Source organism: Bdellovibrio sp. ZAP7, from assembly GCF_006874645.1.
Taxonomy (GTDB): Bacteria; Bdellovibrionota; Bdellovibrionia; order Bdellovibrionales; family Bdellovibrionaceae; genus Bdellovibrio.
This window is the reverse complement of the sequence record NZ_CP030082.1, coordinates 2,437,466-2,451,848: the sequence shown is the minus strand read 5'-3', so window position 1 is coordinate 2,451,848 and position 14,383 is coordinate 2,437,466. Positions and strand designations below refer to the sequence as shown.

At 45.6% G+C, this 14,383-nt stretch carries 15 protein-coding genes; 11 read left to right on the top strand and 4 right to left on the bottom strand.

Features of this window, described 5'->3' with window-relative positions; translation table 11 throughout:
* Positions 1–169 precede the first annotated feature (169 nt).
* The 3 genes from DOM22_RS11865 (at position 170) to DOM22_RS11855 (ending at position 2,571) form a co-directional block, all read left to right on the top strand.
* Positions 170–841 (top strand): carbonic anhydrase, encoded by a 672-nt coding sequence (locus DOM22_RS11865; protein WP_142700582.1) that lies wholly within the window; start codon positions 170–172, stop codon positions 839–841.
* Positions 842–1,106: 265 nt separating this feature from the next.
* Positions 1,107–1,874 (top strand): TIGR02147 family protein, encoded by a 768-nt coding sequence (locus DOM22_RS11860; protein ID WP_142700581.1) that lies wholly within the window; start codon positions 1,107–1,109, stop codon positions 1,872–1,874.
* A gap of 16 nt (positions 1,875–1,890) precedes the next feature.
* Complete coding sequence (locus DOM22_RS11855; protein ID WP_142700580.1) at positions 1,891–2,571, top strand: hypothetical protein; 681 nt, start codon at positions 1,891–1,893, stop codon at positions 2,569–2,571.
* A 66-nt stretch (positions 2,572–2,637) separates the two neighbouring features.
* Here DOM22_RS11855 and DOM22_RS11850 read toward each other — a convergent pair whose 3' ends face one another.
* Entirely contained in the window at positions 2,638–3,864 is a 1,227-nt protein-coding gene (locus tag DOM22_RS11850; protein WP_142700579.1) for an MFS transporter, read from the bottom strand.
* Positions 3,865–3,903: 39 nt separating this feature from the next.
* On the opposite strand from DOM22_RS11850, the gene DOM22_RS11845 reads away from it, so the two are divergent.
* From DOM22_RS11845 to DOM22_RS11820, 6 genes are all read left to right on the top strand, one after another.
* Complete coding sequence (locus tag DOM22_RS11845) at positions 3,904–4,290, top strand: helix-turn-helix transcriptional regulator (protein ID WP_210415619.1); 387 nt, start codon at positions 3,904–3,906, stop codon at positions 4,288–4,290.
* Positions 4,291–4,366: 76 nt separating this feature from the next.
* On the top strand, positions 4,367–7,531 hold the full coding sequence (gene ileS, locus DOM22_RS11840) for an isoleucine--tRNA ligase (protein ID WP_142700578.1): 3,165 nt from the start codon (positions 4,367–4,369) through the stop codon (positions 7,529–7,531).
* On the top strand, positions 7,531–8,268 hold the full coding sequence (gene tsaA / locus DOM22_RS11835) for a tRNA (N6-threonylcarbamoyladenosine(37)-N6)-methyltransferase TrmO (protein ID WP_142700577.1): 738 nt from the start codon (positions 7,531–7,533) through the stop codon (positions 8,266–8,268). Before ileS ends, tsaA begins: the two co-directional genes overlap by 1 nt.
* Positions 8,269–8,283: 15 nt before the next feature.
* The gene (locus DOM22_RS11830; protein ID WP_142700576.1) at positions 8,284–9,033 is read left to right on the top strand and encodes a tyrosine-protein phosphatase; all 750 of its coding nucleotides are present in this window, start codon (positions 8,284–8,286) and stop codon (positions 9,031–9,033) included.
* Between the two features lie 62 nt (positions 9,034–9,095).
* On the top strand, positions 9,096–10,697 hold the full coding sequence (locus tag DOM22_RS11825) for a tryptophan halogenase family protein (RefSeq protein WP_142700575.1): 1,602 nt from the start codon (positions 9,096–9,098) through the stop codon (positions 10,695–10,697).
* Between the two features lie 173 nt (positions 10,698–10,870).
* Positions 10,871–11,278, top strand: a complete 408-nt coding sequence (locus tag DOM22_RS11820; protein WP_142700574.1) for a hypothetical protein — start codon at positions 10,871–10,873, stop codon at positions 11,276–11,278.
* Positions 11,279–11,407: 129 nt separating this feature from the next.
* On the opposite strand, the gene gloB is transcribed toward DOM22_RS11820, so the two are convergent.
* Together gloB and DOM22_RS11810 are read right to left on the bottom strand one after the other, a co-directional pair.
* A complete protein-coding gene (gloB, locus tag DOM22_RS11815) occupies positions 11,408–12,166 on the bottom strand; it encodes a hydroxyacylglutathione hydrolase (protein WP_142700573.1) in 759 nt (252 codons plus the stop codon).
* On the bottom strand, positions 12,141–12,983 hold the full coding sequence (locus tag DOM22_RS11810; protein WP_142700572.1) for a RimK family alpha-L-glutamate ligase: 843 nt from the start codon (positions 12,981–12,983) through the stop codon (positions 12,141–12,143). Before DOM22_RS11810 ends, gloB begins: the two co-directional genes overlap by 26 nt.
* A gap of 47 nt (positions 12,984–13,030) precedes the next feature.
* On the opposite strand from DOM22_RS11810, the gene DOM22_RS11805 reads away from it, so the two are divergent.
* On the top strand, positions 13,031–13,471 hold the full coding sequence (locus tag DOM22_RS11805) for a bacterioferritin-associated ferredoxin (protein ID WP_142700571.1): 441 nt from the start codon (positions 13,031–13,033) through the stop codon (positions 13,469–13,471).
* Here DOM22_RS11805 and DOM22_RS11800 read toward each other — a convergent pair.
* Positions 13,468–13,737, bottom strand: a complete 270-nt coding sequence (locus DOM22_RS11800) for a (2Fe-2S)-binding protein (protein ID WP_142700570.1) — start codon at positions 13,735–13,737, stop codon at positions 13,468–13,470. The two genes, DOM22_RS11805 and DOM22_RS11800, sit on opposite strands and share 4 nt — an antisense overlap.
* Positions 13,738–13,873: 136 nt before the next feature.
* On the opposite strand from DOM22_RS11800, the gene greA reads away from it, so the two are divergent.
* Positions 13,874–14,362 carry a transcription elongation factor GreA gene (gene greA, locus DOM22_RS11795; protein ID WP_168196638.1) on the top strand — a complete coding sequence of 163 codons (489 nt, stop codon included), beginning with the start codon at positions 13,874–13,876 and terminating at the stop codon, positions 14,360–14,362.
* The last annotated feature ends 21 nt before the right edge of the window (positions 14,363–14,383 follow it).

The window sequence follows — 14,383 nt, the reverse complement described above, 5'->3', positions numbered from 1 at the left end:
CGGAAAGAAAAGTCCAACAACGAATCATGAAATGATTGTTAGGAAAGGGTTTTCGGCGGTTTCGTGGGAGGAAAAAGTCACTGAAGAGTGCTCACAAATGTGATGACTCAGCGAGTTATGCATAAACGCCAAATTGTACAATTCCTAGTGAAGGATTAGTAAATGAAGCATGACTCAGGAATCGCTTCTTACAAAAAAAGAAATTCTAAAAATGATGGTTGGCTTTCGTCGCTTTAGAGAGCGTTTCTTTAAGGAACAGCACTCTGTCTATGACAACTTGGCCACGGGGCAAAGTCCAAAAACTTTGATGATCGCGTGCAGTGATTCACGCGTTGATCCGGCGATTTTATTTTCTTCTTCACCCGGTGAAATCTTTGTCGTTCGCAACGTTGCGAACTTGGTTCCTCCATTTGAATCTAATATTGGTTTCCACGGGGTTTCCGCAGCGATTGAATTCGCGGTTGTTAATCTACAAGTCGAAAATGTCGTGATCTTAGGACATCGTCAGTGCGGTGGTATTCGCTCCTTGTTCCAGCCAGATGCCATTCGTGAGGGTGGATTCGTGCAACAATGGATGACGATTGCCGGTGAAGCGAAAGAAAAAGTTTTGAAAGCGCACCCCGAAGGCGACGTGGACTCCCATTGCCGCGAGTGTGAGAAGACTTCAATCGTGACCTCACTTGACAACCTGCGTACTTTTCCATTCATCGATTTCGCGGTGAAGAATCGTGGTTTGCAATTGATCGGTGTGTACTTCGATCTGGAAGACGGGAAGCTGTCTTTCTATGATGAAGTGACAGATGCGTTTCGCGAGCTTGAAATTTCGAAAGTACAGGTCTAACCGGAAAAGCGCTCTCAGTGCGGAAGCTGAGGGTGCTTGAAATTTGGTGCTCGAATTATAATCAGATGATTCTTGTTTGGGTAAACAAAATTCCTCTAGTTTAATTCTGACAAAATCCTGACGTTCGGCTCCAAGCTCTAGATATTCCACGACATTCCACGAGTTTTCCAAAATGCAAAAAATTCAATTTGCGACTCCAATGGAGTCAGAGCGACATGGCAATTGCATTGCGTCTCCTTCTCTTTTGCAATAGTTATTTTTATCCATGGGGAACACTTCTATTAAAAAAACATCAGAATTATCAAATTTCTTTAACGAGATTTTCTTAAATCGCCGCCGCAAAAATCCAAAGTACTCAATGCGAGCTTTCGCTCGTGACCTGTCGTTAACACAAGGTCGTCTTTGGGAATTGATCCATGGCCGCTATATTCCAGGTGCAAAAGTGACAGAGCGTATTTCTGAACTTTTGAAACTTTCACCGGAAGATAAAAGCAGAATGCAGATGTTGATCGCTGCTGAAAAGGCACAACCAGTATCAACGATGCGTTCTGTTTCCAATGATGAGTTTGCAATGATCTCGGATTGGGAGCATTTGGCGATCTTCAATTTGATTTCGACGAAGGGTTTTGATCACACCATCAATAGTATTGTGGCTCGTTTGGAGATTTCTCAGTTGCAAGCCGAAGGTGCTTTGAATCGCTTGGTTGATCAAGGTTTGGTGTTAGAAGAAGATGGACGTTATGTTCCTGCATTCACGAACATCACCACTCAAAATGAAGTACCATCTGAAGTTTTGCGCGAGTTCCACCGTCAAATCATCGGTCGCTCTGTAACCTCGTTACAGCGTGATTCCGTCGATTCTCGCAGCATCACCAGCATGGTTTTCCCAGCGAACGTTAAGAACTTGGCGAAAGCGAAAAAAATCATCGCTGAGTTCAATGTGCGTATGGCTGAACTTATGGATAAGGGCGACACAACGGAAGTGTACAGCCTAGCAGTGCAATTAGTACCAATAACAGTAGCGGGAAGGTAGGACCTTGATGAAAAGTATGATGAAGAGTGTTTTGTTGGTCGGTTTGATGTCTTTCCCAGCGCTAAGTCACGCGTGGACTTATGTGGGTAATGCAGGCAACGTGGTTGTTTGTTCAGATCAAGTGATGGGTTTTTATGATCGTTTCGAATTGACCCTGCGTTATGACTGGGTTTGGGATCAGGAAATTATCGATCAAACAGACAGTGGCTCAGAGTTCGACGAAGTTAAATTGGCTGGTGCTTATATTAAGCGTATTCAAAAATTGAATCCGATCCTTTTTGGGAAATTGAGCACGTATCTTTCGACATTCAGGGATGAAGTAACATTTGTAAAAGGTTATTTGCCGAATGTGTTGGATGATGCCGGTGTGGTTGTATTGCCAGCGAAAGATTGTTCTTTGGAACTTTTGATCGTACAGAAGCCAGTTCAATATCCAAAAAAATCTTTGTACACGATCAACCAAATTTACTGGGATAAACTTTCGACTCAAGATCGCGCTGTAGCGATTCTTCACGAAATTATTTACCGCGTGGCTTTGTCTCGTGGAAAAGCACCTGAATCTTCTGAAGGTGTTCGTTTGATCAATGAAGTGATCTTGTCTAACAAAGTTAAAACCATGTCTGAAGATGAGTTCGCGAATCTTCTAAGATTGGTATTCACTCCGGGTTCTCCGGGGACTCCGGCTCCTACAAAATAGAGCCGAGTTTCTGCTCGTTTCACTTGGTTCAGATCTGAACCAAGTGAGAACGACCTTTCAGGCATTTTAATTCTGAGTTTTACGAAACCCTGTGATCCATTCGGTTAAGAAATAGACCAGTGCGGTTGCGGGGAATAGAGATCCCACGATTGTTGTCATCGTCCAGCCGCCATGGGCGTAAGCCCACGCTCCCGCGAAAGAACCCAGGGCCCCTCCTACGAAAATAGTCGCGATATAAAGTCCATTCAAGCGACCGCGATATTCTGGTTTCAAAGAAAAGATCGCACGTTGGCCCAACACCAGTGTCGCGGTGATACCTGCATCCAGTAAGATCGCAGCAAATACCAATACTCCCAAAGCTGTATATGACCCGGGTTCCACGATATGAGTCACCGCGAAAGATGCAATAGCTGAAATCATCGCGACCGCTGTTGCTTGGGTGCTCATGCCTTTGTCGGCAAGTCGTCCTGCAATTGGAGCTGAAATCGCGCCGGCCACTCCGGCAAAGGCGAAAATGGCGATCGCGGTTTGGGAAAGGTGATAAGTTTCACTCATCAGATAAAGGGGAGCTGCTGTCCAAAACAAACTGAAGGCGCCAAACATACAGGCCTGATAAATCGCGCGACGGCGTAAGACCGGAGTATTCATGAAAAGCTCACCCATAGAGGCAATCAGTTTTACGTAGTGAATATTTTCAGTGTGAGCGGGTTTTCTGGGTGGCAGGAATTTATAAAGAATAAACGCCATGATCGACATGAAAACAGCCGAAAGGAAAAACACCGCATGCCAGGAAAGCATGTCTGTTAAAAGGCTGGATATCGGGCGAGAAAGCATGATCCCTAACATCAGTCCGCTCATTAAGCTTCCCACCACGCGACCGCGGTGGGATTCCGATGTCATGTGAGTCGCGTAAGGTACGACAATTTGTACGGCCGAGGTGCCAATTCCCAGAATCAAAGCGGCGGTTAAATACGGAATGACATGAGTGGTGAAGGCGAGGGCTAGCAGTGCTGCCACGGCGATCATCATCAAAGTGAGGATAAGTTTTTTGTTTTCCACCAAATCGCCAAGTGGAACCAGGAATAAAACTCCCAGACCGTAACCGATTTGTGTGAATGTCACAACCAATCCTGCTGATGATGTTGCAATGCCAAGGGCAAGGCTTATCATCGCCACGAGTGGTTGTGCATAATATAGATTTGCTGCGATGACTCCGACAGTAAGGCCTAATAGTAATGTTAAAGTTCTGGCGGGAACTTCGACGGGTGTCGAGTGGGATTCTGATGGGCTCATGAAGAAACTCCTGTTGGGCTCCAAGCTTGGGGCGGGGGTATGTTCGATGAATATCGAACAATATCCGTTATACTCTTTGCTTGTGGAATTGCAAGATCAATGTTAGATACTTATCTAACAATGGAAGCTATCACTCACCCGAAACTTAAAGATATCACTTTGGAGCAGGTCTTAAAAGCCCTGGGTGATCCCGTGCGCATTTCTGCGGTTAAGCAGTTATTGGCCATGAAGGGCGAGGAGAAAGTCTGTGGGACTTTCGAGTATTCCATAACCAAAGCGACGTTCTCTCACCATTTAAAGATCCTGCGCGAGGCGGGGCTGATTCGTTTTCGTGACGAAGGGACAAGGCGCTTTGTCTCTTTGCGCATGCAGGAAGTGAAGAAGCGCTTCCCTGGTCTGATGGAGATGTTGCAAAAAGACCTATGATGCGTTGCGCATTCCGTGGGTTCAAGGTCCTGAAAGGGTGCAAGATCAGGGAAAAGCTGATAAATCTTAAGGACCTATGACGAATGCAAACACTCCTAAAACGACTCCATATTCTGCTGTAAAACCTGATGTCCAACTTGCGAAGCAAGAAGAGGGCATTTTAGATTTCTGGGATCAGCAAAAGATTTTCCAACAGTCACTAGATCCTAAAGGTAAAAAAACTTACAGCTTCTATGACGGTCCACCGTTTGCGACAGGTCTTCCGCATTATGGTCACTTGCTGGCAGGTGTTTTGAAGGACGTGGTTCCTCGTTATTGGACAATGAAGGGGTACACTGTGCCTCGTCGTTTTGGTTGGGACTGTCATGGTCTTCCAGTTGAATACGAAATCAACAAGACTCATAAAATTGAATCTCGCAAAGACGTTTTCAAAATGGGCGTGGCTGAATACAACGACGCTTGTCGCTCGATTGTAAAACGTTACTCCACTGAATGGAAAACAACTGTACGCCGCGTGGGTCGTTGGGTGGATATGGAAAATCCATACTTCACTATGGACGTTTCTTTCATGCAGTCCGTATGGTGGGTGTTCCAAGAGCTTTTCAAAAAAGGCTTGATCTATGAAGGTTACAAAGTTGTTCCTTACTCTGTAGGGATCTCGACATCGCTTTCAAATTTCGAAGCGAATCAGAACTATAAAATGGTTCAAGACCCTGCGATCACGGTGATGTTTAAGCTTATCAATCAACCTGATACAGCGGTGATGGCTTGGACGACGACTCCTTGGACTCTTCCGTCGAACATGGCTTTGGCTGTGGGCTTGGAAATGGATTACGTCAAGGTTCAAGAAAAGTCTTCGGGTCGTAAATTGATCTTGGCGCAAGCATTGCTTCCGTCTGTGTTTAAGAAACCAGATGAAGAAGTTGAAGTTTTGCAAATGATGAAGGGCAGTGAGCTTGTAGGTTTAACGTACGAACCTTTATTCCCATACTTTGGCGATCGCGCTGAAAAAGGTGCGTTCCGTATTATTTCTTCTGAGCACGTAACGACTGATTCCGGTACGGGTGTTGTTCACATGGCACCAGCGTTCGGTGAGGAAGATTACTATGCATGTGCAAAAGCTGGTATCCCATTGGTGAATCCAGTGGACGATGACGGTATGTTCACGGCAGAAGTTTCTGATTATCAAGGGAAGCGTGTTAAGGATGCTGACAAAGACATCATCGCGGCCTTGAAAGCTAAAGGGAACTTGTTCAAACAAGATACGATCCAACATAGTTACCCATACTGCTATCGTTCAGATACTCCGCTGATCTATCGTGCTGTTTCTTCTTGGTTCGTGGCTGTTGAGAAAATCAAAGAGAATTTGATCGCAAACAACAAGCAAACTGCTTGGGTTCCTGATCATCTTCGTGACGGTCGTTTCGGAAATTGGTTGGAGGGCGCTCGTGACTGGGCGATCTCGCGCAATCGTTTCTGGGGGACACCACTTCCTATCTGGAGAAATACAGAAGGCGAAGTGATCTGCGTGGGTTCGCGTGCAGAGCTTGAAAAATTATCTGGTCAAAAAGTTGAAGATTTGCACATTGAATTTGTGGATAAAATCACGATCCCATCTCCGACTGGTAAATCACCACTAAAACGCGTTGATGGCGTTTTGGATTGTTGGTTTGAATCTGGTTCTATGCCATACGCGCAGTGGGGGTTCCCTGATGCGAATGTGGAAGAATTCAAAAAAGCTTTCCCCGCGGATTTCATCGCTGAAGGTTTGGATCAAACTCGTGGTTGGTTCTATACGCTTTCAATTATCGGGACTGCGTTGTTCAACCAAGCTCCATTCAAAAACGTTGTTGTGAATGGTTTGGTCTTGGCTGAAGACGGTCGCAAGATGTCCAAGTCTTTGAAAAACTATCCTGATCCAATGGAAGTATTGAATCAGCATGGTGCGGATGCTTTGCGCTTGTACTTGATCGACTCTCCGGTGGTGAAAGCGCAAGAATTGAAATTCTCTGAAAAAGGCGTTTACGATATCGTTCGTAAAATCTTGTTAAGATGGTGGAACTCTTATTCATTCTTCGCGAACTATGCGAACATTGATGGCTTCGTTCCAAAGGGCGATGCTAAGAAATCTCCAAACATCCTGGATCAATGGGTTCTTTCTCGTTTGAATGGTTTGATTGCGAACACTCACAAAGAGATGGACGCTTATCGCTTGTACAACGTTGTTCCTCATCTTCTTCAATTCATCGAAGACCTGACGAACACCTACATCCGTTTCAACCGTTCCTTGTTCTGGCAAGAAGGCATGCCTGAAACAAAACGTTACGCTTACGAGACTTTGCATGAAGTGCTTGTGACGTTGTCACGTTTGATGGCGCCATTTGCTCCGTTCATGTCGGAAGTCACTTACAAAAACTTGTCGCAAGTTTTGCCAAACAAAAAAGATTCGGTTCACTTGGAAAGCTTCCCACCAGAAGACCTTTCTATGCTTCGCCCAGAACTTGAAGAAGCTGTGAAGGCGATGGATACCTTGGTGACGCTGGGTCGTAATCACCGTGAAAAAATCGGTGTTAAAGCGAAAATCCCATTGAACGAAATCAAAATCATCCACAGAAGTGCTGCACTTCTTGAGACTTTGAAAAAGTTCGAACCGTTCTTTGTTGATGAATTGAACTTCCGTAAAGTTGTCTACAACTCGAACGAAGACCAATTCGTCCAAGTAACAGCAAAAGCAAACTTCCCAGTTCTGGGTAAACGCCTGGGACCTAAGATGAAGTCAGTGGGCGCGGGCATCATGGCTTTGCCTCTTGAAAGCATCTTGAAACTTGAAACGGGTGGTTCTGTGACGGTTGACGGCGAAGAGATCACATTGGCTGACGTTGAAATCCGCAGAGCGCCTAAGGGTGGCAATGCGAACTTGTCAGTTCACCAAGTGGTATCGATCGAAGTGGATCCGACTGTGACGCCGGAACAAGAGCGTGAAGGTTTGGCTCGAGAAATAATGCGTAAGATCCAGGTCGCTCGTAAAACAGCAGACTTCAAGCTTGATGATAAAATCACTCTTGAAATCGCCTGCGACGGCGCTTTGCTTGACGCTTTGAACGCGCACAAGGACATGATCACATTTGAAACTTTGACTCACACGTTGAATATCCTGCCTCTATCTGGAACGCCAAAAGGCGCCCACGTAGACGATAGCGATATCGACGGTGCTCCAATCAAAATTGGTGTTCAGAACTAATGCAAAAGCACGGGGAGAGTTTTGAATTTTCAGCGATCGGGCATGTGCAAACGCCCTTTCATGATAAATTTGGAATTCCTCGTCAGCCGGGCTTGGTGAATCCTGCTAAAGGGATTATCAAGCTTTTGCCTGATCCCGATTTATTAACTGCGATTCGCGGTCTGGAAGAGTTCAGTCATCTTTGGATCGTCTTTGTTTTCCACGAGCATGGTGGGAAAAACTGGAAGCCGAGTATTCGTCCACCAAGGCTGGGTGGGAACCGTAAAGTCGGAGTTCTGGCGTCACGTTCTCCGCACAGACCGAATCCGATTGGGATGTCTGCGGTAAAAATTGAAAAGATTGATTTTGATGCCAAGGGTGGCCCCGAAATTCACGTGCATGGGGTGGATCTTTTGGATGGCACACCAGTTCTGGATATTAAGCCTTATATTCCTTACGCAGATTCGATTCCTGAGGCGAATGCAGGGTGGGCCAGTGATCCCATTGAGCGCACCGAAGTAGTGTTCTCTGACGAAGCTGACGCGGTGATAAAAAAACGCGATCCTAACAACGAGAACAACCTTCGCAATCTTATCGTTAGCATTCTCGAATTGGACCCTCGTCCAGCGTTTCAGAAGCGCCAAGATCCCATTACGGACTCAAAGAGCTGGGGACAGAGATACGGCTTTGATATCCTGGGAAGTGATGTAAAATACGAACTGCGAGAAGGCCACTTCTTCGTCTACGAAATTCTTTAAACCGGAGTTCCTCATTTGAAACTAACTGGCGCCATTAACTTCCGCGATCTGGGTGGTCATGTTTCCGTCCAAGGTCATCAGCTTAAATCGGGTCAATTCTATCGTTCTGGAGCACTGTCGAAGCTAACATCAGACGATGTCCTGCTTTTGCAAACGACAATTGGGCACGTCATTGATTTCCGCGATCCCTCTGAAGCTGCTCACGACAAAGATGTTTTGTGGGAGGGCGTGGCTTACGAAAACTGTCCGGCTAATCCCGTGGCCTATCGTATGAGCGCGAACCTGGGTTCATTTTTTACTAAAGAGCATTTAGAAAATATTCCTCCGCAGTACATGGAAAAGCTTTACCGGACCTTGCCGTTTGATAATCAGGCCTACCGCCGCATGTTCGCGGTGATGGATGAAATGTCAGGCAAGGGGATGCTTCAGCACTGCGCGGTCGGTAAGGATCGCACAGGTGTAGGGACTGCATTGATGCTTTTGGCATTGGGGGTGGATGAGTCCCAGGTCATGAAAGACTATTTGCAAACCCAAACGGGTCTTGAGCCATTTCGTAAAGGCTTGATGATCCAGTTTAAGAACATTCTTTCTGATAGAGCCATGGAGGGATTCCAATACATGATGGGCGCTCACGAGAGCTTCCTGAATGCGGCGATGGAAGAAATGAAGTCCAAAGCCGGTAGCATCCAGAAATTTTTACTTACTGAATACGGTATCACTGACGAGCGCCAAGCGATGTGGCAGCAAAAGTTCTTTCAGTCTTAAAGACCTTTGAAACCTGACGGGCGTTATGGGATAAGGAAGACCTATCTAAACGAGGTTTTCCCATGGCGTCTTTGTCAGATTATATCGACACAGCTTTTGATCTTAGTTACCTGAATTTTTCCAAATATCCTCAAACAGAAATCAAATCCATCGGGATCCTGGGCGGCGGGACGGCTGGTTACTTGGCAGCCCTCGCTCTTAAAAAATTGCACCCTAAAATTCAAACCTCTGTCATCGAATCCAGCAAAATTCCGGTCATCGGGGTGGGTGAGTCGACGACGACAGAGATCGTGCCGTTCTTGCATCGTACTTTGGGGATTGACCCACAGGAGTTCTTTCAAGCGGTTCAACCGACAATCAAATTGGGTATTCGTTTTGATTGGGGCTGCCCAGGGGATTATCACTTTAACTTTAACTTCTTTGCGGGTCATCAGCAGGAGAGTTACTACTACGAAGACTCTATCAATAATGCCAACTGGGCATCGGTGTTGATGGATAATCATAAAATCCCTGTGATCCGCGAAAAAAACGGGGAGATGATCTCCTTGCTTCAAAGCATTCCTTTTTCTTATCACATTGATAATAAGAACCTGATCCGTTTCTTGAATAACATTGTTAAGCAAAGACAAATTCCGATTATCGATGCGGTGGTTGAGAATGTTCACTTGGATGACAATGACTTTGTGACATCCATTGAAACTGATGACGGCAAAAAGCATTCATTTGATTTGTATATTGATTGTTCTGGTTTCCGCTCTCGTATCTTGGGGCAAGGCCTTAAAACAGAGTTCATTTCTTACAAATCGACATTGCGTAATAACCGCGCGCTGACTTTTGATACTCCCAACAACAATGACATCCGTCCTTATACCCAATGTTCAACGATGCCGAATGGCTGGGCTTGGACTATTCCTATGCGTGGTGAAAATCACCATGGTTACGTGCATTCGACAGATTACTGTGATGAAGAGCAAGCTTTGAAAGAAGCTCGCGCAAGATTCGGTCATTTTGAAAAATACAAAATGGTGGAATTCCGTACGGGTCGCCATAAAAAAGCCTGGAATAAAAACGTCTTTGGTTTGGGGAATGCTTACGGATTTGTTGAACCTTTGGAATCCACTGCGATTCAAACGGCCGTTCACAGCATTATGACTTTGTGTAAGCTGATGCCGAACAATCACCACGACAGCTCCAGCATCGCAGCCATCAATCAAGAGATCGCGGCGACGTGGGACACGTTCCGTTGGTTCTTAGCGGTTCACTACAAATACAATAAGCAAATGGACACTAAATACTGGCAAGACTGCCGTGCAAACACCGAAATGGGTGATGCGCAGATGGTGGTGGATCTTTTCAACCAGCGTGCGCCACTCAGTGCCAGCAATCTGGGAACGAACTCACCCTACACAGCTTGTGAAGCCTTGGTGTTTAATAGCTACAGCTATGATACTTTGTTGTACGGTCAAAAGGCTTTGGAGCGTCCCCCGGTGCGCCCTAAGATGTCTAAGGAAGAATACGTGCAGCGCACGCTTTCTTATCAGGAGCTGACTAAAAAGGCGCTCAGTCTGCATGAGCTTTTCAGCGAGGACTACCTGATTGAGGGTGGGTTGTTGGAGCAACTTTTTGAAGACCAGGACACTTGGATCGTCGAAACTGAAGCTTAAAAATGAAAAAACCGCGTGATGAACGCGGTTTTTTCATTTGGGATTCATTGCGATGGGTAACAAATGTTAAGTTGCGAATCCTTCCCGCGATGAGGAGTGTGTAAAATATAGAAAATGAACGACATTGTCGGGGAATCACGATAGGTGATGGGCATTAAACAAAGGACGAATTCATGAAATCTGCAATTATCGCTTTCACAATGTTGTTCGCTTCAATCTCTTTTGCTGACGAGCGTGTGTTTGACTGCCAAGCTACGCAGCTTAATAAATCTGCTGAGATACCTGCTGAAATCAACATTCAAAACAATCCCACAGTTTTGTTCCGCCACGGTTTGCAACAATGGTCTTTGAATGTTGGCGATTACAAAATCGATACGCAAGATTTGAATGGTCCTGCTTTGGCGTTGGATATCGATTCCACTCCAGTGTCTGTTGAATACATTTTCTCTGTAGAAGCTTCGACTGAATTCGAATTGTCTATCAACGTCGTTGATCACACTGCAAAACTTTACTATTGGGGTTTGGGCGAGAAAACTCATGTAGGCAACTTCACATGTGAAGTTGTTGAACAAGCCCGTTAATCGAAAATCAAAAATTGAAATTCGAAAATGGAAGAGGGAAAGGCTCAGCAAATGCTGGGCTTTTTTTATTGAAAGGCACAATTAACAGCCTTTGCTTAACTTAACTATGAAGCCTAATAGCATGTTCTTTTATTGTTTGTTGCGCAGATCCCGCAGGTAAGTGAATTGCGAAACTGATTTTGCCAGCAGGAACGGATTTACTCGCAGCTCTACTGATAATTTCAACGGCACGGAGGGAAGTTCCATTTCACGACGAGACAACAATTGATTCGCATAAAGTTCCAGGTCTTCATTGTCTCCGGTGATCGGGGAGTTGTCTAAATTCGAAAGCATATTGCAAAAATTCAAATTGGCTTCAGTGTATTCGTGAGTACAGTAAACCAAAGTGTCTGCCGGAAGTTTTTTAATTCGTTGCAGGCTTTCGTAACCTTGTTCATAGCTACCCTCAAAAAGTCGTCCACATCCGAGGCCAAATAAAACATCCCCAGAGAAAAGCCATTTCATTTTTGGCTCCCAATAAGCAACATGTCCTAGCGTGTGGCCGGGCAGTTCCAGAACTTTAAATTCAAAGGGTCCCAGTCGCACGGTTTCACCTTCAGTCACCCAGGTGTCGGCGTGACCGATCTGAGTTTTATTTTTCAAAGGCGCATAAATCGGGGCGGGGTGTTCAGAAACCAAAGGGCGCACTCCACCGACATGATCGTTGTGGTGATGGGTCAGTAAAACACCTTTTAATTTGAGTCCGTTGTCTTTTAGGTATTGAGAAGTTTTCGCAGCTTCGCCAGGATCAATAACAAAGGCCTCTTGATTGTTATCATCAATCAAACAGAAGACATAGTTGTCTTCAAAGATAGGGATAAGTTCAACGCGAGGTCTTGTGTTTGTCATACAGCTCCTCAGCATATTGAATGATGCTATTTGCAAGGTTCTGCTGACTATATTTTTCTATGCCTTCCAAGCCAGGACAAGGGTTCGCCTCTAAAACCAGACTGCCTTTACGCGTTCGCAATAGATCGACACCTGAGACCTGCAGACCCAAAGTACGAATAGTTTTTAAAATCAATTCAGATTCATAAGGTTCTAAAGTGCACGGTTCAGCCGTCGCACCTAATGCGAGATTGCTCCGAAACTCTCCCGGGCGTGCCGTTCTTTTCATCGCAGCTTTTATTTCACCGCCAACGACGAATGCGCGTACATCGGTTCCGAAAGCTTCGGGAAAATATTCCTGTGCTAAAAGTTCTTCATCGCCAGTGCTTGCGAAAATATCCGCAATCGCTCGCGCATCTTCCGCTAAGAAAACGCCCTCGCCCTTGCTGGATTCCAGGCGTTTGATGATCACTGGAAATTCCAAGGGAATGCTTTCCTCAAAACGAGTGATTAAGTAAGAGGATGGCGAAGCTATATTTGCTTCCGTCAGCGCAACATAGGTGAACCATTTATTGCGAGCCACTGTGTAGTTTTGAGACGGATTCACTGAAAGAATACCTTGGTTCTCCAAGGTCGTTAAAACCTTCACAGCTTTATTAAATTGAAAGCTACTGATGCGTGGGATGATAATGTCAGGCTTGATTTTCAGTCGCGTGAGAGGCCATTCCGGATCCCACAAGAGCATGGTGTGTCCACGAGAAACACCTTCCTCGACCAAGCGACGGCTGCTGTGAATTTCAAATTTCCGACTGAGCAGTAGTATTTTGAGATTTAGCATAACTGGCCTTGGGGCAAGTGAGAGTTTGGCCTATCATAATAGCTTATATGAAGATCAAAGTCGAACTCGACGGACGTGATTTTATTGAAGTGGAATGCGAAGGAGAAACTCCTTCGGCGCCCGGTAGAGTATTGAATGTCTCTCATGTGGGATGTACTGAATTTATGGATATGATGAAGAAAATGCGTCGTTCGTTTGGCGCGGATATTTCAAAATGGCCTTTACCAGAAGGGCAAGATCACAGCAGTCTTTTACTGCGCGAAATGGTTTTGCGTCTGCGTGGTGAGTGGCAAGCTGCTACTGGTGATACAGAGATCTGTCACTGCCGTGGCATTTCTGCGCATACTATTGATCAAGCTATTATTGCGGGAGCTCGTACTCCTGAAGTGGTGACTCGTCAGACATCGGCGAGTGCTCAGTGCGGGACGTGTCGTCCTGAAGTGCACAAAATGATTCAGTATCGTCTGAATCAGCAAAAAGCCTCTTAGTCTTTCTTTTCGCCCTCACTCTTTCCATTATTTTTGCCTGACAAGTCCTCCTGAATTTTTTCAGGAAATTGACCGGTTTTCAGGTAATGTTCAAGAAGAGGGGCGAGTTTACGGCGGCAGGATCCTCCGCAAGGTCCGACGCCGGCGGTGGTGGTGTCGAATATTTCGTTCAGGGTCTTTGCGCCATCTGTAATAGCTTGCTCAATGGTCGCCCGGGACACATTGTTGCAACGGCAGATGATTTCGGTTTTTTTCTTTTGACCCATGGGTTTATGGTACGCCGGAGGAATATGCGGCTCAATGCATTATCTAAATGCGTTGCGTCGAGTCTGGGTGGGGGCGCGGTTGATAAGTTCGCCCTTCTCGGGTAAAAGTAATGTCCCTTTAACAGTGGAGATAGACATGTCTGTAGGTACAAACGACAAACTTCCAATGACAGTTCGCGGAAAAGCGCTGCTAGATGCAGAGCTTAAGAAGCTATTGTTAGAGGAAAGACCCTCTGTTATCGCGGCTATCGAAGAAGCCCGCGCTCAAGGCGATATTTCTGAGAACGCGGAGTACGAATCTGCTAAAGAACGCCAATCTATGATTGAAGGCCGTATTGCTGAAATCCAAGGCAAATTGGCTGGCGCTGAAGTGATTGACGTATCCACAATCAAAGCAGACCGTGTTGTATTCGGTGCACATGTTAAAGCCGTTGATACTGAAACAGAAGAAGAAGTGGCTTATCAAATCGTAGGCGTTGACGAAGCTGACGTTAAAAAAGGCATGGTTTCCGTGCTTTCTCCGTTGGCTCGCGCATTGATCGGTAAAAAAGTTGGCGATACTGTAACGGTGCAAAGCCCTAAAGGTGACAAGGAATTTGAAATCCTTCACTTCGAATACAAGTAGTCATTTCTAAAAAGACCTTGG

Bases quoted from the DNA above. Each gene is read 5' to 3' on its own strand.
- DOM22_RS11865 (WP_142700582.1), top strand. From the start codon at position 170: ATGACTCAGGAATCGCTTCTTACAAAAAAAGAAATTCTAAAAATGATG.
- DOM22_RS11860 (WP_142700581.1), top strand. From the start codon at position 1,107: ATGGGGAACACTTCTATTAAAAAAACATCAGAATTATCAAATTTCTTT.
- DOM22_RS11855 (WP_142700580.1), top strand. From the start codon at position 1,891: ATGATGAAGAGTGTTTTGTTGGTCGGTTTGATGTCTTTCCCAGCGCTA.
- DOM22_RS11850 (WP_142700579.1), bottom strand. From the start codon at position 3,864: ATGAGCCCATCAGAATCCCACTCGACACCCGTCGAAGTTCCCGCCAGA.
- DOM22_RS11845 (WP_210415619.1), top strand. From the start codon at position 3,904: ATGTTCGATGAATATCGAACAATATCCGTTATACTCTTTGCTTGTGGA.
- ileS (WP_142700578.1), top strand. From the start codon at position 4,367: ATGACGAATGCAAACACTCCTAAAACGACTCCATATTCTGCTGTAAAA.
- tsaA (WP_142700577.1), top strand. From the start codon at position 7,531: ATGCAAAAGCACGGGGAGAGTTTTGAATTTTCAGCGATCGGGCATGTG.
- DOM22_RS11825 (WP_142700575.1), top strand. From the start codon at position 9,096: ATGGCGTCTTTGTCAGATTATATCGACACAGCTTTTGATCTTAGTTAC.
- DOM22_RS11820 (WP_142700574.1), top strand. From the start codon at position 10,871: ATGAAATCTGCAATTATCGCTTTCACAATGTTGTTCGCTTCAATCTCT.
- gloB (WP_142700573.1), bottom strand. From the start codon at position 12,166: ATGACAAACACAAGACCTCGCGTTGAACTTATCCCTATCTTTGAAGAC.
- DOM22_RS11810 (WP_142700572.1), bottom strand. From the start codon at position 12,983: ATGCTAAATCTCAAAATACTACTGCTCAGTCGGAAATTTGAAATTCAC.
- DOM22_RS11805 (WP_142700571.1), top strand. From the start codon at position 13,031: ATGAAGATCAAAGTCGAACTCGACGGACGTGATTTTATTGAAGTGGAA.
- DOM22_RS11800 (WP_142700570.1), bottom strand. From the start codon at position 13,737: ATGGGTCAAAAGAAAAAAACCGAAATCATCTGCCGTTGCAACAATGTG.
- greA (WP_168196638.1), top strand. From the start codon at position 13,874: ATGTCTGTAGGTACAAACGACAAACTTCCAATGACAGTTCGCGGAAAA.